Source organism: Nocardioides sp. REDSEA-S30_B4, from assembly GCF_001627265.1.
GTDB lineage: Bacteria > Actinomycetota > Actinomycetes > Propionibacteriales > Nocardioidaceae > Nocardioides.
Genome location: NZ_LUPI01000008.1, coordinates 81,540 through 102,064 on the forward strand (window position 1 = coordinate 81,540; position 20,525 = coordinate 102,064).

The following is a 20,525-nucleotide window of genomic DNA, read 5'->3' on the forward strand; positions in this document are numbered from 1 at the left end:
AGTCGCTGGGCCGTCGCAGGTCAGTCGCGCAGCAGCAGCTTGACGGCGACCTCGATCTGCTGGGCGGTGTCGGCGGCCGTCGACCGGCCGGTCACCCACCCGACGAGGGCCGAGAGCCAGACGTCGCCGATGACCTTGGCGATGGCGACGTCCTGGTCGTCGAAGTCGGTGCGCCCGGGGTGCATGGCGCGGGTGACCATCGAGGTCATCAGCATGCCGACCTGGTTGATCTCGGTCTGGACCGAGGAGTCGGCGAACATGAACGCCCGCGTCAGCGCCTCGGTCAGGTGCGGGTCGCCCTGGAGCCCGCGGCTGGTCAGCTTGAGCACCTCGATGACGCGCTCGGCGGGGGTGTCGCCGGCGATCTCCCGGCCGCGCAGCGCACCCTCGGCCTTCTCGAACTCGCGTCCGAGCGCCGAGACGAGCAGGTGGATCTTGGAGGGGAAGTAGCGGTAGAGCGTCCCGAGGGCGACCTCCGCCCGGTCGGCGACGGCGCGCATCTGGACCGCGTCGAAGCCGCCCTGGGAGGCCAGGTCGATGGTGGCGTCGAGGATGCGCTTGCGACGCTCGCGCTGGGCCGAGGAGCCGAGCTCCTCGGTCGCCGTGGCGGTCGCCGTGCCGGCGGGGCTGTTCGTCGTGGTCATGAGATCCCCATGCTCCGTGCGTCGAGACTCTGGTGGGTTGCAAGTGGGTTGAACGTTCAAACACGGTACCGCCTCCGACGGGGTGAGCCGTGGACCACCTCGTGGGGCCAGCTGCCGTGTCCTGCTACTAGGCTGGTGCTGCGTGGTCCATCATAGGAACACGTTTCACTTCTTCGGCTCGACGCCGCGCCCGTCCGGCGTCGACCAGCAGTCCGGGAAGTGCTTCCGGACCATCCCAGACCAGCCGAAGGAGGGCCAGCAGATGCGCATCGCGATGCTGTCCTACCGTTCCAAGCCGCACTGCGGCGGCCAGGGCATCTACCTGCGTCACCTCTCCCGCGAGCTCGTCGCGCTCGGGCACGAGGTGGAGGTGTTCTCGGGCCAGCCCTACCCCGAGCTCGACGAGGGCGTGGCCCTGACCAAGGTGCCGAGCCTGGACCTCTACCGGGAGCCGGACCCCTTCCGGGTGCCCCACCCCCGCGAGTTCCGCGACCGCATCGACGTCGAGGAGTTCGCGACGATGTGCGTGGCGGGCTTCCCCGAGCCCAAGACCTTCAGCAGCCGGGTGGCCCGCATCCTGCGCGAGCGCGCCGGCGACTTCGACATCGCCCACGACAACCAGGTGCTCGGCTACGGCATGCTCGACATCGAGCAGCAGATGCCGCTGATCACCACGCTGCACCACCCGATCACCTTCGACCGGCGCATCGACATCTCCCAGACCCGCAACCCGTGGCGCAAGCTCACCCTGTCGCGCTGGTACGGCTTCCTGCGGATGCAGGGACGGGTCGCCCGCGCGGCGCGGCACATCATGACGCCCTCGGAGACCTCCAAGCGCGACATCGCCGCCGACTTCGGCGTCGACCCCGCGCGGATGCAGGTCATCCTGCTCGGCGTCGACGACGGCTTCGTGCCGCCGAGCGTCCCCCGCGTCCCGGGCCGCATCCTGGCGATGGCCAGCGCGGACGCCCCGATGAAGGGGATCGCCACGCTGCTGGAGGCCTTCGCCAAGCTGCGCACCGAGCGCGACGTCGAGCTGCTGCTGGTGACCAAGCCCAAGCCGGGAGGACGCACCGAGAAGCTCATCGAGAAGCTGTCGATCGGTGACTCGGTGCGCTTCGTGCACGGCATCTCCGACGCCGAGCTGGTGGCCCTGATGGGCTCGGCCGAGGTCGCCTGCGTGCCCTCGTTCTACGAGGGCTTCTCGCTGCCGACCGCCGAGCTGATGGCATGCGCCACCCCGCTGATCGTCTCCCGTGCCGGCGCGATCCCCGAGGTCACCGGCCCCGACGGCCTGTGCGCCGACATGGTCACCGCGGGCGACGTCGGTGAGCTCGAGCAGGCGCTGGCGGCGCTGCTCGACGACCCCGAGCGCCGCGCGCGGATGGGCGCCGCAGGACGCCAGCGCGTCGAAGAGATGTTCAGCTGGCGCGCCGTGGCCGTGAAGGTCGCCGCCGCCTACGAGCAGGTCGTGGCGTCCTGGCACGCCGAGGGGCCGATGCCCGACCCGGGCCGCAAGGGCCGACGTACCAAGAAGTGGAGTGCTGCACGTGCTGACCGTTGACTTCGACCGGCTGGGCCTCAGGCCCGGCGAGAGGATCCTCGACATGGGGGCGGGCGCCGGCCGCCACGCCTTCGAGGCCTACCGCCGCGGCGGTGACGTGATCGCCTTCGACATGGACGCCGAGGAGCTCGAGCGCGTGCGCGAGCTGTTCGTGGCGATGAAGGAGGCCGGTGAGGCGCCCGAGGGCGCCGAGGCCGACGTCAAGGAGGGCAACGCGCTGTCCCTGCCCTTCGCCGACGGCGAGTTCGACCGGATCGTGGCCGCGGAGGTGCTCGAGCACATCCACGAGGACGTCCAGGCGATCCGCGAGCTGGTGCGCGTGCTCCGTCCCGGGGGCACCATGGCGATCTCCGTGCCGCGGTGGCTACCCGAGGTCATCAACTGGAAGCTCTCGGCCGACTACCACCACGCCGAGGGCGGCCACATCCGGATCTACACCGACCACGAGCTCATCGACAAGGTCACCAAGGCCGGCCGCTTCAACGACGGCACTCCCGGCGAGGCGATGATCTTCGAGGGCAAGGACTACGCCCACGGGCTGCACGCGCCGTACTGGTGGATCAAGTGCGCGGTCGGTGTCGAGAACGACGAGCACCCGGCGGTGAAGGCCTACCACAAGCTGCTGGTCTGGGAGATCATGAAGCAGCCCACCGCGCTGAAGCTGGCCGGCAAGGTGCTCGACCCGGTGATCGGCAAGAGCATGGTGCTCTACTTCCGCAAGCCCGAGGCGCCGGCGGCGCAGGGCGCTGCCGGAGGAGCCGCGTGAGCCCGGTCCCCTACGTCGAGGGGCTGCTGACCTCCGAGCAGGTCGCCGACACCGCCCGCGCGATCGCGGCGATGCAGGAGCCCTGCGGCGCCGTGCCGTGGACGACCGGCGAGCACGTCGACATCTGGAACCACGTCGAGGCCGCCATGGCGATGCTCGTGGGCGGCGAGGTGGAGGCCGCCGAGCGTGCCTACGCCTGGGTGCCGACCATGCAGCGCGAGGACGGCTCGTGGCCGATGAAGATCGTCGCCGACACCGTCGAGGACGCGCGCGGCGAGTCGAACATGTCGGCGTACTTCGCCGTCGGTGTCTGGCACCACTGGCTGGTGCGCCGCGACATCGAGTTCGTGCGCCGCTACTGGCCCTCGGTCCGTGCCGGCCTGGACTTCGTGGTCTCGCTGCAGACCGAGTGGGGTGGCATCGCCTGGACCCCGGTCGACGACTTCTGCCTGCTCACCGGCTCCTCGAGCATCTACCACTCGCTGCGCGCAGGCGTGGCGCTCGCCGACCTGCTCGACGAGCCGCAGCCCGAGTGGGAGCTGGCCGGTGGCCGGCTGGGGCACGCCGTGCGTGAGCACCAGGACCGCTTCGCCGACAAGTCGACCTACTCCATGGACTGGTACTACCCGGTCCTCGGCGGTGCGCTGCGCGGCACGGCGGCCTTCGACCGGATCGCGGACCGCTGGGACGACTTCGTGGTGCCCGGGCTGGGCATCCACTGCGTCGACACCAACCCCTGGGTGACTGGGGCGGAGACCTGCGAGCTGGCGATGGCGCTGGACGCGATCGGGGACCACGAGCGGGCGTTGGCGCTCGTGCGCGACATGCAGCACCTGCGTGAGGGCGACGGGCGCTACTGGACCGGGTGGGTCTACGACACCGGCCGCACCGACGAGCCCTCGGACGTCTACTGGCCCCATGAGCACACCACCTACACCGCGGCCGCCGTGGTGCTGGCCGTCGACGCGCTGGGGGAGACCCACGGGCACGCGACACCCGGCTCCGGCATCATGCGCGGCACCTCGTTGGCCCCGCACTTCGCCGAGATCGCGCTGGAGTGTGGCTGCGAGTCGGTCCGCTCCTGACGGTGGGAGGGACGGCCGGGGTCAGCCGACCGGCTGCCCGGCCTCGCCCGACGTACGTCGGAGCACGCGCATCGATCCCAGCGACTGCTCCTCGGTGAAGGCGCCGGAGGCCAGCGCGCGCTGGTAGACGTGGTAGGGCGCCTGGCCGCCGTCGGCGGGGTCGGCGAACACGTCGTGGATGACCAGCAGGCCCTGCGGCGCGAGGTGGTGGGCCCAGCCGCTGTAGTCGTTCTGGGCGTGGACCTCGGCGTGCCCGCCGTCGATGAACAGCAGCGACAGCGGCGTGCGCCAGTGGGCACTCACCGTGGTCGACTGTCCGATCACCGCGACCACGACGTCCTCGAGCCCGGCGTCCTCGATGGTGCGGCGGAACACCGGCAACGTGTCCATCCGGCCGGTCCGCGCGTCGACGAGGCTGGCGTCGTGGTGCTCCCAGCCGGCCTGGTTCTCCTCCGAGCCGTGGTGGTGGTCGACGGTGAAGACGACGGCCTGCGGACCACCGACGATCCGTGCGGCAGCCCCCATGTAGACCGCCGACTTCCCGCAGTAGGTGCCGACCTCGAGCACCGGCCCATGGGCCAGCTGCTCCAGCGCCCGACGGTGCAGCAGCATCCCCTCGTCCTCGGGCATGAAGCCCTTCGCGGCCAGGGCGTGGTCCAACCAGTCGTCACTCACCGGGTCAGCCTATAGAGTGAGAACACGTTCTAGTTTTCGGCACCCCGGCACGGCTCGACCTCGTGCGGGACGAAGGGACCTCCATGTCGATCGGCATCTCCGAGGAGCACACCGGACTCGCTGACAGCCTGCGCGGCTGGGCCGCGTCGGTCGGGGGCGTCGAGGCCGCCCGCGCCGCCGAGGGCGACCCCGAGGCACGCTTCGAGGACGTCTGGAAGGGCGTCGTCGAGATGGGTCTGGCCACCATCGCCGTCCCCGAGTCCGTGGGCGGCGGGGGCGGCACGACCCTCGACCAGGCCGTCGCCCTCGAGGCCTGCGCGGCCGAGCTCGTGGCCGGGCCGCTGCTCGGACCCGCCGTGGTCGCGGGCGTGCTCGCCCCGGCGGGCCGAGGCGCGGGGCCGGAGGCGGGTCTGGCCGCGCTCACCGGTGGGTCGGTGGTCTCGTTCGCGCTGCCCACCCCCGAGGGGAACCTGCTGCTGGACGCGCCCTCGACCGCCCACGCGCTGGTGCGCGGGGCGGAGGGTTGGGTGCTCGCCGCGGCCGACGTCCTCTCCGCCTCCGCGTCCACCGGGCTCGACATGTCCCGGCGGGCCGGCCTGCTCGGCGAGGTCCCCGCGGGCGAGCCGGTCCCCACCGACGACGCCACGGTGCGACGGCTCGCGGTGACCCTGGCGGCCGCCGAGGCGGCGGGCGTGGCGCGCTGGTGCCTGCGCACGGCCGTCGCGTACGCCGGCGTGCGCGAGCAGTTCGGGCGCAAGATCGGCTCCTTCCAGGCCGTGAAGCACCTCTGCGCGGAGATGCTGGAGACCGCCGAGGCCGTCACCGCCGCCGCCTGGGACGCGGCGGCCGCGGCCGACGGGCAGGGCGAGCACGCCGACGAGCAGTGGTCCTTTGCCTGCGACGTCGCCGAGGTCACCTGCTTCGACGGGGCCGTCGAGGTCGCCAAGACGTGCATCCAGGTGCTCGGGGGCATCGGCTTCACCTTCGAGCACGACGCGCACCTCTACCTGCGCCGCGCGCTGTCGCTGCGGGCGGCCTTCGCCCGCCCCGACGCGGCGGCCGGCCGGCTGACCGGCGCGGCGGTCGCCGGCACCCGCCGCCGGGTGGCGGTCGACCTCGAGGGCCGCGACGAGGCCGTGCGGCCGTCCGTGCGGGCCGACGTGGAGTCGGTGGCAGCGCTGCCCGAGGCGGATCGTCGAGCGGCCCTGGTCGACACCGGCCTGCTGATGCCGCACTGGCCGGCGCCGTACGGACGGGCCGCGGACGCCGTGACGCAGGTCGTCATCGACGAGGAGCTGGCCCGAGCCGGCGTCGTGCGCCCCGACATCGTCATCGCCGGCTGGGCCCTGCCCACGATCCTGCAGCACGGCACGGACGCTCAGCGGGAGCGGTTCGTGCGGCCCTCGCTGCTCGGGGACCTCGTGTGGTGCCAGCTCTTCTCCGAGCCCGGCTCCGGCTCCGACCTGGCCTCGTTGCGGACCAAGGCGGTCCGGGTCGACGGCGGGTGGCGGATCACCGGCCAGAAGGTGTGGACCTCGGTGGCCGAGCAGGCCGACTGGGCGATCTGCCTGGCCCGCACCGACCCGGACGTGCCCCAGCACAAGGGCATCACCTACTTCCTCGTCGACATGCGCAGCCCCGGCATCGACGTCCGGCCGCTGCGGGAGATCACCGGCGAGGCGCTGTTCAACGAGGTCTTCCTCGACGAGGTCTTCGTGCCCGACGAGTGCGTCGTGGCCGAGCCGGGCGACGGGTGGAAGCTCGCGCGCACCACGCTGGCCAACGAGCGCGTCGCCATGGCCACCACGCGGCTCTCGGCCTCGACCGAGCGCGCGGTGGAGCTGGCCTCGGCCGGCACGCTCACGGGCCCCGAGCAGGTCGCGGTCGGGCGTGCCGTGGCGCTCTCGACGGTCTGCACCCTGCTGGGCGTGCGCTCCACGCTGCGCTCCCTCGCCGGTCAGGGACCGGGGGCGGAGTCGAGCGTGGCCAAGCTCCTCGGGGTGCGCAACCGTCAGGACGCCAGCGAGCTCGTCGTCTCCCTGCAGCAGGAGCGCCTGCTGCTGGTCGACACCACGGCCCGCGGGGAGGACCGGTTCGCCGCGGACGTGTGGGAGATGCTCAACACCCGCTGTCTCTCGATCGCCGGCGGCACCACGCAGATCCTGCGCAACGTCGCGGGCGAGCGGATCCTGGGCCTGCCGCGCTGATCAGCGCTGCGCCAGGACCTGTCGGTGCTGGTTCCAGTGCCAGTGCAGGTAGCGGTCGATGGCACGGACGATGTGGGAGCTGCGGATCGACGGGAACACGTCGAAGGCGTGCTGGGCGCCGGGCAGCTCGGCGTAGGTGACGGACCGCTTCGACGTACGCCGCAGCTCCTCGACGAACAGGCGCGCCTGGTCGACCGGGACGAGCGTGTCGTACTGCCCGTGCAGGACGAAGAAGTCCGGGGCGTCCTCGCTGACCTGCAGGATCGGGGACGCGGCCTCGAAGGCCTCCGGGTCCTCGGGCCAGGTCGTCTGCAGGATGCGCGGGGCCAGGAACAGGTCGCGCAGCTGCTCGGCCGAGCGCAGCCCGGTGCTGCCGGCGAAGTCGTAGACGCCGTAGTGGGGGACCGCCACCTGCACCGAGGTGTCGGCGTCCTCGAAGCCGGGCTGCCACTCCTTGCGGTCGGGCGTGAGCGCGGCCAGTGCGCACAGGTGCCCACCGGCGGAGCCGCCGGTGATGGCGACGTAGTCGGGGTCGCCGCCGTAGGCCTCGATGTGCTCCTTGATCCAGGCGATCGCCTTCTTCACGTCGATGACGTGGGCGGGGAAGGCGTGCTTGGGGGAGAGGCGGTAGTTGATGGCCACGCAGACCCAGCCCTTGGCGGCCAGGTGCTGCATCAGCGGGATGCCCTGCTGGTCCTTGTTGCCGATGGTCCAGCCGCCGCCGTGGACCTGCAGCAGCACCGGGGCGCCCTGCGGCGGCGTGTCGGCCGGCACGTAGACGTCGAGGAGCCCGCGGCGCCCTGTCTCGTCGTCGTAGGCGATGTTCTTGTGGACCGTCACCCGCGGCTCGCGCATGCGGAAGGGGTAGACCAGCTTGCGCCACGGCACCGCCAGCTCCGCGGGCGTGGGTGCGGCGTCGAGCTTCTCGACGTAGTCGGCACCGAGCCCCTCCACCAGGGCCTCCTCGGCGCAGGTGGCCACCTGGCGACTCTGGGCGATGAGGTAGCCGAGACCGAGGGCGCTCGCCCCCGCGAGCGCCAGGCCGCGGGCGTCGCGGCGGGGACCGGTCGCGTGGGCCAGGGCGTCGGCGGTGGTGGCGGCCAGCACGTGCGGCGCGAGCTCGCCGGTGAGCCAGCCGGCGAAGAACGCCGGGATGCCGGCGCGGAAGCCCGGCAGTGGCCGAATGGCGTTGGCGGTCAAAGCGGCGGTGATGGCCTGGCGACGCAGGAACGACATGCCACGACCCTAGACCGACGCGGTCGGCCCGGATGACGGTGCTCACAGCCCCGTGCCCGCAGCGCCCCGGCGTCGTTGAGTGGTAGAACCTGTTCTCGGCGAGGGTCGTCCCGGCCCCCCGCCGCACAGCGAGGAGGACTGACGTGGACCGACTCTCGGGGCTCGATGCGAGCTTCCTCTACCTGGAGACGCCCGCGCAGCTCATGCACGTGTGCGGCCTGTTCGTGCTCGATCCGAGCACCATGCCCGAGCCGTACTCCTTCCGCCGGGTGCAGGACCAGATCGAGCAGGCCGTGCGCGACGTCCCCACGTTCACGCGCAAGCTGCGCCGCGTCCCGCTCGGGCTCGACCACCCCGTGTGGGTGCCCGACCGCAGCTTCGACATCGAGCGTCACGTCCACCGCCTCGCGTTGCCGACCCCCGGCGGCTACGAGGAGCTGACCTCGCTCACCGCGCACCTCGCGGGCCTGCCGCTGGACCGCTCGAGGCCGCTGTGGGAGATGTGGGTCATCGAGGGGTACGACGACGGCAAGGTCGTGGTGTTCTCCAAGATGCACCACGCGACGGTCGACGGCGTCTCGGGCTCGAACCTGATCAGCCACCTGTGCAGCCTCTCGCCCACCGACGCACCGCTCCAGCTGGAGGAACCCCAGCCGCACGGCCGGGAGGCCGGTCCGATGGAGCTGCTGGGCCGCGGAGTCCTCACCAACCTCACCAAGCCCGTGGCCGTGGCCAAGCTGGTCACCCCGACGACCCAGCTGGTGTCGCGGACCGTGGGTCGCGCGCGCGCCGGCACCGCGATGGCCGCCCCGCTGACCGCGCCGCGGACCTCCTTCAACGGCACCATCACCGGGCACCGCAGCATCGGGTTCATCGACATCGACCTCGAGGACGTCCGCGAGGTCAAGAACGCCACCGGCACCACCGTCAACGACGTGGTGCTCGCGTTGGCCGGTGGCGCCCTGCGCTCCTACCTCGAGGACCGCGGCGAGCTGCCGGAGGAGTCGCTGCTGGCCACGGTGCCGGTCTCGGTGCACAGCTCCACCCGGCGTACGAGCGGGGCCAACAAGGTCTCGGCGCTGTTCACCAAGCTCGCCACCGACCTCGACGACCCGCTGGAGAGGCTCGCGGAGCTCTCCGAGCGCAACAAGCACGCCAAGGACCACCACAACGCGATCAGCGCCGACTCGCTGCAGGACTGGGCGGAGTTCGCCGCCCCGCGCACCTTCGGGCTCGCCGTCCGGGCGTACGCCGGCCTGGGGCTCGCCGACCGGCTCCCGGTCGCGCACAACCTGATGATCTCCAACGTCCCCGGCCCGCCGGTGCCGCTCTACCTCTGCGGGGCGCGGATCGAGGCGCTCTACCCGCTCGGCCCCGTCTTCCACGGGGCGGGCCTGAACATCACGGTGCTCTCCAACGCCGGGCAGCTGCACGTCGGGGCGATCGCCTGCCGTGAGTCGGTGCCCGACACCGACGCGCTGGTCCAGCGGTTCCCCGCGGAGCTGGCGACGCTGAAGGCCGCGGTCGCCGCGAGGGACCTGACGCTCCCGCTGCGTCGGCGCCGCGGGAGGAAGTCAGCGCCCGCCCCGGAGGCCTGAGGTCGGACCGCCGAGACCCCAGGTGGAGGCTGAGGGCGAGGCTCAGGCCTGCTGGGGCTCCTCGACCGGCGCGTGCCGGCCGAAGTCGCGCCTGCGGGCCGCGACCGTGGTGGCCGCCTGGACCATCACGGGCACGAACCGCTCGGCCTGCATGACGCAGCTCGCGTGGCCGGCGTCGACCTCGTGCATGGTCGCGCCCGGGATGGCGCGGGCGAGCGCGACCTGTCGCGAGGGCGGGATGACGTGGTCGCCGGTGGTGACGACGACCGCGGTGGGCACGTCGATGCGGCCCAGCCAGGGCCGGGCGTGGTGCCGGCCCAGCGCCGCGAGCGCCTGGCCGACCGCCCAGGGGCTGGTGCTGCGGAACTCCTGCATCGCCCAGTCGTGGATGTCGGACGGCGCGAGGTGCAGGGCCCGGGCGGCCGACCGGCTGGCGGTCATCGCCGCGCGGGAGCTGGAGATGCCGCGCGCGGCGATCATGCCGGCCTCCAGCCCCGTGAAGAAGAGCCGCTCCCAGGGCGTGAAGCGGAAGACCGCGGAGGTGGCAGCCAGGACGAGGCCCTCGACGCGGTCGGGGTGCTGGCGCCACACGCGCTGGGCGACGGCGCCTCCCATGGAGTAGCCGGCCGCGACGAAGCGCTCGATGCCGAGGACGTCGGCCAGCGCCGCCACGTCGTCCGCGCAGTCGTAGAGCGACATCTCCGGCGCCTGGATGCCCTGGCCGTGCCAGCGCAGGTCCAGCGTGACGACGCGGTAGCGCTCGGAGAGAGGGGCGATCGCGGGGTACCAGGTGAGCAGGCCAGTGCACCCCAGCGCGTGCAGCAGCACGATCGTGGGGGAGGACTCCGAGGGCCCGGGCGTGTCGGTGACGTAGGTGGTGCCGCGGCCGGGGAGCTCCACGACCCGCCCGGGCGGGATGTGGGCGAAGGGCATGTACACGGCGCTGCGCAGCAGCTGGCGGGGCGAGAACACGGAGTGCCTCCTGGTCGACGCTGCCAAGGTCAGGTAGAACACGTTACAGTTTCGTCGGCGGGTGCAGCCAGCATCCCACCCACGGGGTCGACGACCCCTGTCCCACGCAGGTCCACCAGCACGGAGGAGAGCCCGTGACCACCGACGGCTACGACCCCCAGGAGCACGCCGAGCAGATCGACGCCGTGCGTGCCGTCGCCCGTGAGGCGCTCGAGCGGGAGTCCGACTGGTCCGCGCTGGCCCAGGCCGGGCTGCTCGGCCTCGGGATCCCCGAGGAGCACGGTGGCGACGGCCTCGGCCTGCTCGAGGTCGGGGTCCTGCTGCGCGAGGCCGGCACGCGGGCCCGCCAGCTCCCGCTGTGGGAGACGCTGGTCTGCGGTGGTCTGGTGCTGGCCGCCCACGGCACCGACACCCAGCGCAAGGAGCTGCTACCGGGCATCGTGAGCGGCGAGGTCGTCCTCAGCCCGGCGCTCCGCGAGGTCGGCACGCCGCTCACCGCCGCGCCCACCACGACGTACGCCGAGGGGCTGGTCTCCGGGCGCAAGATCTCGGTCAGCCACGCCGCCGACGCGGCGCGGCTGCTGGTCACCGCCCGCGACGGCGACCGGACGGTCGTGGCGCTGGTCGACCCCCAGGGGCCCGGCGTCCGGCTGGAGGCCTCGCCCACGTCCGCACGGATCGACCGGCACACGGTCGTCCTCGAGGACGCGCCGGCCGAGCTGCTCGAGGGCGACGCGGCCCGGTCGCTGATCGACCACGCGGTCGCGGGGCTGTGCATGATCGGCGCCGGCCTGCTGGCCGGCGCCCGTGACCTGACCGCCGGCTACGTCAAGGGCCGCACCCAGTTCGGGCGCTCGCTGGCGGAGTTCCAGGCGGTGGCGATGCAGGTCGCGGACGTCTACATCGCCTCGCGCACCACCGACCTGGCCGCCGACAACGCCGCCTGGCGGGTCGCCGAGGGGCTCGACGCCTCCGACGACCTGGCGGTGGCGGCGTACTGGCTGTGCACGGAGGGCCCGAAGGCGCTGCGGACCTGCCACCACCTGCACGGCGGCATGGGCGTCGACGAGACCTACCCGCTGCACCACTACTTCTCCTGGGTCACCGACCTGGTCCACGACCTCGACACGGTCGCCGCCGACGTGCCGGTCGAGCGGGCGGAGACCAAGAACCTCGAGCTGACCGAGGCCCAGCGGGCGCTGAAGGCCGAGGTCCGTGCGTACTTCTCCGGCCTGGCCGCGGAGAACGAGCACCGCGACTCCACCGCCGAGGGGGCGCGCGACCGGCACGGCGAGACCTACCAGCGGGTGATCCGGCAGATGGGCACCGACGGCTGGATGGGCGTCGGCTGGCCGAAGGAGTACGGCGGTCACGGGCTCGGCGAGGTCGAGCAGACGATCTTCGCCAACGAGGCACAGTGGGCCGACGTGCACCTGCCGGCCGTGACGCTGCAGACCGTCGGCCCGACGCTGATCCGCTACGGCACCGAGAAGCAGAAGGAGATGTTCCTGGGCCGCATCCTGGCCGGGGACGTCCACTTCGCGATCGGCTACTCCGAGCCCGACGCCGGCACCGACCTCGCGTCGCTGCGCACGACCGCCCGCCGGGACGGCGACCACTACGTCGTGAACGGGCAGAAGCTGTGGACGACCGGCGGCCACCAGGCCGACTACCTGTGGCTGGCGGTGCGCACCGACCCCGACGCCCCCAAGCACAAGGGCATCTCGATCCTCATCGTCGACACCTCGGACCCGGGCTACTCCTGGACCCCGATCATCACCGCCGACGGCTCCCACCACGTCAACGCGACGTACTTCAACGACGTGCGGGTCCCGGTGGACATGCTGGTTGGCGAGGAGAACCAGGGGTGGAAGCTGATCACCACCCAGCTCAACCACGAGCGCGTGATGCTCGGCCCGGCCGGCCGCATCGAGGGCCTGCGCGACAAGGTCGCCTCCTGGTTGGCCGAGCGCGACCTGCTCGACCGGCCCGACGTGCGCGAGGTGCTCGGCCGGGTGACGGCCGCCTTCCGCGTCAACGAGCTGCTCAACTGGGAGGTCGCCCGAGCGGCCGCGACGGGCGAGCTGTCGGTGGCGGACGCGTCGTCGTCGAAGGTCTTCGCCGCCGACCAGGTGCAGCACCTGTCGGCCGACCTGGTGGGGCTGGTGCACCGCTACGGCGATCCCGGCGAACCAGCCACCGCACAGCTGATGGCCTACCTCGACGCGCAGGCCAAGCGGAACCTCGTGCTCACCTTCGGCGGCGGCGTCCAGGAGGTGCAGCGCGAGCTGATCGGGATGTTCGGGCTGCAGATGCCCCGGGTGCCCCGATGAGCGAGCTCTTCGGGGTGGACGAGGCGGTCCACGAGAAGGTCATGGCCGAGGCCGAGCGGATCAAGGCGCTGGGCGAGGCCGCCGAGCGCGAGGCGCGCGACCCGGTCAACCAGCCGACGATCAACAACTGGCTGGAGGCGATGGGCAACACCGACCCGCGCTGGAGGGCCGGCGAGGCGCCGCCGTCCATGGCGCAGGTGTGGACGATGTACGGCCTCGGTGGCAAGCCGCCGGCCGACGACCCGCTGCACGGGATGATGGGCGTCCTCACCGAGACCGGGTTCACCGCCGTGCTGGGCACCAACTGCGAGCAGGAGTATCACCGGACGCTGAAGGTCGGCGAGCAGGTCCGCGTGACCACGGCTCTCGACTCGGTGGTGGGCCCCAAGCGCACCGGCATGGGGGTCGGCTACTTCGTGACCTCGCGCAACACCTGGTACGTGGGCGACGAGGTCGTGGCGACGATGCTGTTCCGGGTGCTGAAGTTCGTGCCTCGGTCGCGCGAGGAGGCCGGCGCATGAGCGGCGTCCTGCGCCCCCAGCACAACCGCGACACGGCGTACTTCTGGGAGGGGACCGCGGCCGGCGAGCTGCGGCTGCAGAAGTGCAACGCATGCGGCGCGCTGCGTCACCCACCGGGGCCGGCGTGCCCCGACTGCGGTGCCCTGGACCGCGGTCACGTCACGGCGTCGGGCGACGGCGAGATCTTCTCGTGGGTCGTGCACCGCCACCCGCAGGTGCCGGGCCGGCAGACCCCGTTCGTCATCGCGCTCGTGACCCTGGCCGAGGGGCCGCGACTCCTGGGCGAGCTGCTCGGCGTGGACCCGGACACGACCGAGGACCTGATCGGCGCCCCCGTGCGCATCGACTTCCAGCACGTCGACGACGAGCTGACCCTGCCCGTGTGGAGGCTCGCATGAGTGTTGTCACCGACCTGCTGGTCCCCGGCGCGACGCTGCCCGAGTGGAGCGTCCCGCTGACGCCGACCGTCATCGTGTCGACCGCGATCGCGACCCGAGACTTCCAGGACGTTCATCACGACCGCGACATCGCGCAGGCGGCCGGGTCGAAGGACGTCTTCATGAACATCCTGACCTCGACGGCCTTCGTCGAGCGCTACGTCAACGACTGGGTCCGCGAGCAGACCGGCGAGGGCGCGGTCGTCCGCGGCATCGCGATCCGGCTCGGCGCCCCGGCCTACCCCTACGACACGCTGACCTTCACCGGGTCGGTGGAGTCGGTCGAGGACGGCGTGGCGGTGCTGAAGGTGACCGGCTCGGTGTCACTGGGCGACCACGTGATCGGCACCGTGAAGGTGGCGGTGGCATGACGCTCTCGAACCGCGCCGCCATCGTCGGCATCGGCGCCACCGAGTTCTCCAAGGAGTCCGGTCGCTCGGAGCTGCAGCTGGCCGTCGAGGCGATCGGCCACGCGCTGCGCGACTGCGGCATCGCGCCGTCGGAGGTCGACGGCCTGACCACCTTCACGATGGACAACAACTCCGAGATCGCGGTCGCCCGCGAGCTCGGGATGGGGGAGCTGCGCTTCTTCAGCCGGGTCAACTACGGCGGCGGAGCAGCCTGCGGCACGATCCAGCAGGCCGCGATGGCGGTCGCGACCGGCGTCGCGGACGTCGTGGTGGCCTACCGGGCGTTCAACGAGCGCTCGGGGATGCGCTTCGGGCAGGTGTCCTCGTGGGCCAACGCCCAGGTCAACACCAACGGCCTGGACAACGCGTGGTCCTACCCGATGGGGCTCTCCACCCCCGCGGGCACGGTGGCGATGCAGGCGCGGCGCTACATGCACGAGCACGGCGCCACGTCGGAGGACTTCGGCCGCGTGGCCGTGGCCGACCGCCGGCACGCCGCCACCAACCCCGAGGCGTTCTTCTTCGGCAAGCCGATCACGCTGGAGGACCACCAGGCGTCCCGGATGATCGTGGACCCGCTGCACCTGCTCGACTGCTGCCAGGAGACCGACGGCGGCCAGGCGTTCGTCATCGTGTCGGCCGAGCGGGCCGCGGACCTCGACGTGGTCCCGGCGTACGTCACCGCGGCGGCGCAGGGGTCGGGCACCGACCAGTTCGTGATGACGTCGTACTACCGCGACGACATCGGTATCCCCGAGATCGGCGTGGTGGGTCGCGAGCTGTGGCGGCAGTCCGGGCTCGTGCCCGACGACATGCCGATGGCGATCCTCTACGACCACTTCACGCCCTACGTCCTGATGCAGCTCGAGGAGCTCGGCTTCTGCGGGCGCGGCGAGGCCAAGGACTTCGTGAAGGACGGTGCGATCGAGGTCGGCGGACGGCTGCCGCTCAACACCCACGGCGGCCAGCTGGGGGAGGCCTACCTGCACGGCATGAACGGCATCGCCGAGGCGGTCCGGCAGATCAGGGGCACCTCGGTGAACCCGGTGTCGCTGGACGAGAAGCCGCACGTGCTGGTCACCGCGGGCACGGGCGTGCCGACGTCCGGCCTGATCCTGTCCCGAAACGGCGGTTGAGGAGGTTGCTCTGCAACCGTCTCGAAACCCCGTGACCGAGTTGGCGCTGCAGGTCACCCGCACCCCCGAGGACCGCTTCGCCGACCTGCCGGGCTGGTCGTGGGAGCCGACGTACGTCGACGTGGACGCCGGCGACGGGTCCGGGACGCTACGGATGGCCTGCGTCGACGTCGGACCGCGGGACGCGCCGACGGTGCTGCTCCTGCACGGGCAACCGACGTGGGGCTACCTCTACCGGCACGTCATCGACGTCCTGGTCGACGGCGGCCTGCACGTGGTGGCCCCGGACAACGTGGGCTTCGGCCGGTCCGACAAGCCGACCTCGCGCTACGACTACACGCTCGAGAGGTTCGTGGGGTGGACGCGGTCGTTCGTCGAGGCCCTCGACCTGCGCGACGTCACCCTGGTCTGCCAGGACTGGGGTGGCCCGATCGGGCTGTCGGCGCTGGCGACGGACCCCGATCGGTACGCCGCGGTGGTCGCTGCCAACACGATCCTGCACACCGCCTCCCCGGACCTGGCCGGTCGTCTGACGTGGCCGGTCCACGGGGTGGGGGAGTCGCACGTGCTGCTGGAGCAGGGGCTGCTGGACTACCTGCTGCACACCCAGCGCGCGCCGAGCCTGCGGGCCTCGGACTTCGTGGCCGGGGGGTGTGCGGTGATGCCGTCGCCGGATGTGCTGCGTGCCTACGACGCGCCGTTCCCGACCGAGGAGCACTGCGCCGGCCTGCGCCAGATGACGGCGCTGCTGCCGCTGACCAGGAACGACGTCGGGGCGCGGCTCGGGCGGCGGACGATGCGGTTCCTGTCGACCTGGGACAAGCCGTTCCTCACCTGCTACTCCGACGGCGACCCGGCGACGCGCGGCTGGGAGGCGGTCTTCGCCGGGCACGTCCCAGGGGCCGCCGCGCAGCCGCACCGGGTGCTCGAGAGCGCGGGACACTTCCTGCAGGAGGAGGCGGGTGCCGAGCTGGGCAGGGCCGTGCTCGGGCTGGTGCCCGGCTCGTAGGCTCACGGCGTGTCCGACCACGCCCGGGTGAGCGCCCTCCACGTCGCCAAGGCGACCCGGCTGCCGATGCGTGCCGTCGATAGCGTCGAGGTCGAGGCCGGTCGAGGGATCGTGGGCGACCGCTACCACGGCACCAGGCACCGGCACGTGACCGTGCAGAGCCAGGAGGCGCTCGACGAGGCGGCCGAGGTCTACGGGCGGCCGGTGCCGGTGGAGATGACCCGGCGCAACGTGACGATCAGCGGGGGAGAGGTGCCGCGCAACCCCGGGGCGCGGCTGCGGCTCGGGCCGGTGCTGCTGGAGGTCGTGCGGGTCGCTGCCCCGTGCAAGCTGCTCGACGACACCATCGGCCCGGGCGCCCAGGAGGCGCTGCGGCGTCGTGCCGGCTCGGTGTGCCGGGTGCTGGAGGGCGGCGAGCTGGCGCTCGGAGCGGCGTACGCCGTGGAGCACGACCCGGCGTAGACGTGGGGCTCAGGGGCCGGGGGTGGGGCTCAGGCGCGCCCGCCGGCCAGCGCAGGTGAACCGGCTGTCCTCCGGGCGGTCGCCCAGCGGCGTACGCGGGAGGCGGTGCGGGTGAACCAGTCGTCGTCACCGTCGGCGCGCAGCTGGCGGTAGGTGTAGGCCCAGCCGGCGAGCGCCGCCGGCACCAGGACGAGCGCGAGCGGCTGCAGCAGCGCAAGCGACCGCAGCGTCGTCATCACCACGAACACCAGGCCGGGCCAGCAGGCGACGCGCTGGATCGTGGCCCAGGTGTAGCGCGGCCGGGAGCCGCGGACCGCCGAGCGGCGGATCAGCCCTCCGATGAGGAAGACGCCGAACGCCAGGTCGAGCGCCAGACGCACGCCGAGGAAGACCGGGGAGGTCACGGCCTCCACCGGCACGAGCGACTCGACGAGCGGCATGGCACCGATCATGCCCGGAGCGGCCGGCCCGGACCACCACCCATCCATCGGGTGAGTTTCGCCGTCACCGTCTCCGAGCAATCCTGGAGGAGGGGGGACACACCATGACGAAGCCGACGAACCTATGAACGGGCCCGCGAGCGACCACCGCACCTCCGGACCAGGAGGCGGCGTCGCGACCCTACGGGCCGAGCTCGTCACCGCCGGCGCCGACGTCGTGGGCCAGGCCCGCTCGTCCGCGGCCGCCTTCTTCATGGGACTGGTCGGGGTCGCCGGGTGGGCGCTGCTCTCCGGGCTCGTCTGCGTGGCCCTGGCCGCGCTCACCCTGTCGCGCCCGCGGACGACCTACGCCTGGGCAGCCGCGTCGGTGGCCCTCGTGGTCTGCCTGGGCAAGCTCTGGACGACCGCCAGCAACGCGCTGCTCTGGGCCAACGCCTCCGCCTGACCCTCCGCGGACGGCTGCACCGGGTCGAGCCGGCGTATTGATACGCCGGTTCGGCGGGGACGGTGGGTCGAGCCGGCGTATCAGTACGCCGGTTCGGCGGGCTAGGCGCCGACGTACGCCGCCAGGTGCTGCCCGGTGAGCGTCGACGCCTCCTCGACGAGCTGGGCCGGCGTGCCCTCGAAGACGAGCGTGCCGCCGTCGTGGCCGGCGCCGGGGCCGAGGTCGAGGATCCAGTCGGCGTGCGCCATCACGGCCTGGTGGTGCTCGATCACGACGACCGACTTGCCGGAGTCGACCAGCCGGTCGAGGAGACCGAGGAGGTTCTCGACGTCGGCGAGGTGCAGGCCGGTCGTCGGCTCGTCGAGCACGTAGACGTCGCCCTTCTCCGCCATCTGCGTGGCCAGCTTGAGCCGCTGCCGCTCGCCGCCGGACAGCGAGGTGAGCGCCTGGCCGAGCGTGAGGTACCCCAGCCCGACGTCGGCGAACCGGTCGAGGATCTTCACGGCTGCGGGCATCCTCGCCTCGCCGTCGGAGAAGTGCTCACGGGCCTCCGCGACCGACATCTCGTGCACCTCGGCGATGTCCTTGCCGCCCAGGGTGTGCTCGAGCACCTCGGCGCGGAACCGTCGCCCGTCGCACTCCTCGCACGGCGACTCGACCGTGGCCATCACGCCGAGCTCGGTGAGGATCACGCCGGCGCCGTTGCAGGTGCTGCACGCGCCCTCGGAGTTGGCGCTGAACAGCCCCGGCTTCACGCCGTTGGCCTTCGCGAACGCCTTGCGGATCGGCTCGAGCAGACCGGTGTACGTCGCCGGGTTGCTGCGCCGGGAGCCCTTGATCGCGCCCTGGTCGATGACCACCACGTCGTCGCGGCCGGCCAATGAGCCGTGCACCAGCGAGCTCTTGCCGGAGCCGGCGACGCCGGTCACCACGCACAGCACCCCCAGCGGCACGTCGACGTCGACACCGCGCAGGTTGTGCGTGGAGGCACCGCGCACCTCGATCGCTCCGGTCGGCTCGCGGAAGGCCTCCTTGAGCCGGGCGCGGTCGTCGAGGTGGGTGCCGGTCAGGGTGCCGCTGCGGCGCAGCCCCTCCACGTCGCCCTCGTAGACCACCTCGCCGCCGGCCGACCCGGCGCGCGGGCCGAGGTCGACGACGTGGTCGGCGATGGCGATCGTCTCCGGCTTGTGCTCGACGACCAGCACGGTGTTGCCCTTGTCGCGCAGCTGGAGCAGCAGCTGGTTCATCTGCTCGATGTCGTGGGGGTGCAGCCCGATCGTGGGCTCGTCGAAGACGTAGGTGACGTCGGTCAGCGACGAGCCGAGGTGCCGGATCATCTTGGTGCGCTGCGACTCGCCACCCGACAGGGTGCCGCTGGGGCGGTCGAGCGAGAGGTAGCCCAGGCCGATCCGCACGAACGACTCGAGCACCTCGCCCAGCGCCGTCAGCAGCGGTGCCACGCACGGCTCGTCGAGGGCCTTCACCCACTCGGTGAGGTCGGAGATCTGCATCTCGCACACGTCGGCGATCGACTTCCCCGCGATCCGTGACCCGCGCGCGGCCTCGGTCAGCCGGGTGCCCGCGCAGTCGGGGCAGGTCTGGAAGGTCACCGCACGGTCCACGAAGCGGCGTACGTGCGGCTGCATCGCCTCGGGGTCCTTGGACAGCATCGACTTCTGGATCTTCGGGATGATCCCGTCGAAGGTGAGGTTGACCCCCTCGACCTTGATCTTGGTCGGCTCCGACCACAGCATCGTGTCGAGCTGCTTCTTGGTGAACTGCTTGATGGGCTTGTCCATCGGCAGGCCCATGCCGGCGAAGAGGCGGCCGTACCACCCGTCCATGGAGTAGCCAGGGACCGTCAGCGCCCCCTCGGAGAGCGACTTCTCCTCGTCGTACAACGCGGTGAGGTCGATGTCCTTGACCGAGCCGGTCCCCTCGCAGCGCGGGCACATGCCGCCGAGGTAGACCTCCTGCTTGACGACCCTCTTCTCGACCCGGCCGCCCTTCTCGGTGGTCATCACGCCGCCGGCCTTGCGGGTCGGGACGTTGAAGGAGTACGCCGTCGGCGGACCGACGTAGGGGTCGCCGAGGCGGCTGTAGAGGATGCGCAGCATCGCGTGCGCGTCGGTCGCCGTGCCGACCGTGGAACGCGGGTTGGCGCCCATCCGCTCCTGGTCGACGATGATCGCGGTCGTCAGCCCCTCCAGCACGTCGACGTCGGGCCGCGCCAGGCTCGGCATGAAGCCCTGGACGAAGGAGCTGTAGGTCTCGTTGATCAGTCGCTGGCTCTCGGCGGCGACCGTGCCGAAGACCAGGGAGCTCTTGCCCGACCCGGAGACGCCGGTGAACACCGTCAGCCGGCGCTTGGGAAGGTCGACGCTGACGTCCTTGAGGTTGTTCTCCCGGGCGCCGACGACGCGGATCAGGTCGTGGCTGTCGGCGGGGTGCTCGGTCACGGGTGGCTCACTTCCGGCTGAGGGTGCGTGGGCGGCGGGACGATCCTGGCAGGTCCCGACGCCCCTTCGACGCACGACGGGCCTAGGGTGTGACCGCCGCGGCAAGCCGGACTCATCGCCGCGTCG

Annotated in this window: 18 protein-coding genes and 1 pseudogene; 13 read left to right on the forward strand and 6 right to left on the reverse strand. The window is 72.1% G+C overall.

Annotation, left to right across the window (positions count from 1 at the left end):
• Positions 1–20: 20 nt before the first annotated feature.
• Positions 21–644, reverse strand: a complete 624-nt coding sequence (locus A6R01_RS01895; RefSeq protein WP_292602995.1) for a TetR family transcriptional regulator — start codon at positions 642–644, stop codon at positions 21–23.
• 142 nt (positions 645–786) lie between these two features.
• Between A6R01_RS01895 and A6R01_RS01900 the strand changes: the two genes are divergently transcribed.
• From A6R01_RS01900 to A6R01_RS01910, 3 genes are read left to right on the forward strand one after another with little or no spacing between them, the layout of a single operon-like run.
• On the forward strand, positions 787–2,208 hold the full coding sequence (locus A6R01_RS01900; protein ID WP_292602997.1) for a glycosyltransferase family 4 protein: 1,422 nt from the start codon (positions 787–789) through the stop codon (positions 2,206–2,208).
• Positions 2,195–2,974 (forward strand): class I SAM-dependent methyltransferase, encoded by a 780-nt coding sequence (locus A6R01_RS01905; protein ID WP_292602999.1) that lies wholly within the window; start codon positions 2,195–2,197, stop codon positions 2,972–2,974. The genes A6R01_RS01900 and A6R01_RS01905 overlap by 14 nt, the downstream gene beginning before the upstream one ends.
• Positions 2,971–4,059: a prenyltransferase gene (locus A6R01_RS01910; protein ID WP_292603001.1), complete on the forward strand. Its 1,089-nt coding sequence runs from the start codon at positions 2,971–2,973 to the stop codon at positions 4,057–4,059. Before A6R01_RS01905 ends, A6R01_RS01910 begins: the two co-directional genes overlap by 4 nt.
• 21 nt (positions 4,060–4,080) lie before the next feature.
• Here A6R01_RS01910 and A6R01_RS01915 read toward each other — a convergent pair whose 3' ends face one another.
• Complete coding sequence (locus A6R01_RS01915; RefSeq protein ID WP_292603003.1) at positions 4,081–4,734, reverse strand: class I SAM-dependent methyltransferase; 654 nt, start codon at positions 4,732–4,734, stop codon at positions 4,081–4,083.
• An 83-nt stretch (positions 4,735–4,817) separates the two neighbouring features.
• On the opposite strand from A6R01_RS01915, the gene A6R01_RS01920 reads away from it, so the two are divergent.
• Positions 4,818–6,941 carry an acyl-CoA dehydrogenase gene (locus A6R01_RS01920; protein WP_292603005.1) on the forward strand — a complete coding sequence of 708 codons (2,124 nt, stop codon included), beginning with the start codon at positions 4,818–4,820 and terminating at the stop codon, positions 6,939–6,941.
• Here A6R01_RS01920 and A6R01_RS01925 read toward each other — a convergent pair whose 3' ends face one another.
• Complete coding sequence (locus A6R01_RS01925; RefSeq protein WP_292603007.1) at positions 6,942–8,177, reverse strand: alpha/beta hydrolase; 1,236 nt, start codon at positions 8,175–8,177, stop codon at positions 6,942–6,944.
• Positions 8,178–8,320: 143 nt separating this feature from the next.
• On the opposite strand from A6R01_RS01925, the gene A6R01_RS01930 reads away from it, so the two are divergent.
• Positions 8,321–9,775, forward strand: a complete 1,455-nt coding sequence (locus A6R01_RS01930) for a wax ester/triacylglycerol synthase family O-acyltransferase (protein ID WP_292603009.1) — start codon at positions 8,321–8,323, stop codon at positions 9,773–9,775.
• 42 nt (positions 9,776–9,817) lie between these two features.
• On the opposite strand, the gene A6R01_RS01935 is transcribed toward A6R01_RS01930, so the two are convergent.
• Complete coding sequence (locus A6R01_RS01935) at positions 9,818–10,747, reverse strand: alpha/beta fold hydrolase (RefSeq protein ID WP_292603011.1); 930 nt, start codon at positions 10,745–10,747, stop codon at positions 9,818–9,820.
• 134 nt (positions 10,748–10,881) lie between these two features.
• Between A6R01_RS01935 and A6R01_RS01940 the strand changes: the two genes are divergently transcribed.
• The 7 genes from A6R01_RS01940 to A6R01_RS01970 are packed head-to-tail and all read left to right on the forward strand — an operon-like array spanning position 10,882 to position 17,055.
• Entirely contained in the window at positions 10,882–13,080 is a 2,199-nt protein-coding gene (locus A6R01_RS01940) for an acyl-CoA dehydrogenase (RefSeq protein WP_292603013.1), read from the forward strand.
• The gene (locus A6R01_RS01945; protein ID WP_292603015.1) at positions 13,077–13,601 is read left to right on the forward strand and encodes a MaoC family dehydratase N-terminal domain-containing protein; all 525 of its coding nucleotides are present in this window, start codon (positions 13,077–13,079) and stop codon (positions 13,599–13,601) included. The genes A6R01_RS01940 and A6R01_RS01945 overlap by 4 nt, the downstream gene beginning before the upstream one ends.
• Positions 13,598–13,999, forward strand: a complete 402-nt coding sequence (locus A6R01_RS01950) for an OB-fold domain-containing protein (RefSeq protein ID WP_292603017.1) — start codon at positions 13,598–13,600, stop codon at positions 13,997–13,999. Before A6R01_RS01945 ends, A6R01_RS01950 begins: the two co-directional genes overlap by 4 nt.
• Positions 13,996–14,409 carry a MaoC/PaaZ C-terminal domain-containing protein gene (locus tag A6R01_RS01955; protein WP_292603019.1) on the forward strand — a complete coding sequence of 138 codons (414 nt, stop codon included), beginning with the start codon at positions 13,996–13,998 and terminating at the stop codon, positions 14,407–14,409. Before A6R01_RS01950 ends, A6R01_RS01955 begins: the two co-directional genes overlap by 4 nt.
• Complete coding sequence (locus tag A6R01_RS01960; RefSeq protein ID WP_292603021.1) at positions 14,406–15,584, forward strand: lipid-transfer protein; 1,179 nt, start codon at positions 14,406–14,408, stop codon at positions 15,582–15,584. The genes A6R01_RS01955 and A6R01_RS01960 overlap by 4 nt, the downstream gene beginning before the upstream one ends.
• A gap of 31 nt (positions 15,585–15,615) precedes the next feature.
• Complete coding sequence (locus tag A6R01_RS01965; RefSeq protein ID WP_292603023.1) at positions 15,616–16,593, forward strand: haloalkane dehalogenase; 978 nt, start codon at positions 15,616–15,618, stop codon at positions 16,591–16,593.
• Between the two features lie 9 nt (positions 16,594–16,602).
• A complete protein-coding gene (locus tag A6R01_RS01970) occupies positions 16,603–17,055 on the forward strand; it encodes an MOSC domain-containing protein (RefSeq protein WP_292603025.1) in 453 nt (150 codons plus the stop codon).
• Positions 17,056–17,084: 29 nt separating this feature from the next.
• On the opposite strand, the gene A6R01_RS01975 is transcribed toward A6R01_RS01970, so the two are convergent.
• Complete coding sequence (locus tag A6R01_RS01975; protein WP_292603027.1) at positions 17,085–17,495, reverse strand: hypothetical protein; 411 nt, start codon at positions 17,493–17,495, stop codon at positions 17,085–17,087.
• A gap of 124 nt (positions 17,496–17,619) precedes the next feature.
• On the opposite strand from A6R01_RS01975, the gene A6R01_RS01980 reads away from it, so the two are divergent.
• Positions 17,620–17,940 carry a hypothetical protein gene (locus A6R01_RS01980; RefSeq protein WP_292603029.1) on the forward strand — a complete coding sequence of 107 codons (321 nt, stop codon included), beginning with the start codon at positions 17,620–17,622 and terminating at the stop codon, positions 17,938–17,940.
• A gap of 101 nt (positions 17,941–18,041) precedes the next feature.
• On the opposite strand, the pseudogene A6R01_RS01985 reads toward A6R01_RS01980, so the two are convergent.
• A pseudogene (locus A6R01_RS01985) lies at positions 18,042–20,351 on the reverse strand (excinuclease ABC subunit UvrA); the annotation flags it as partial.
• Positions 20,352–20,525: the final 174 nt, after the last annotated feature.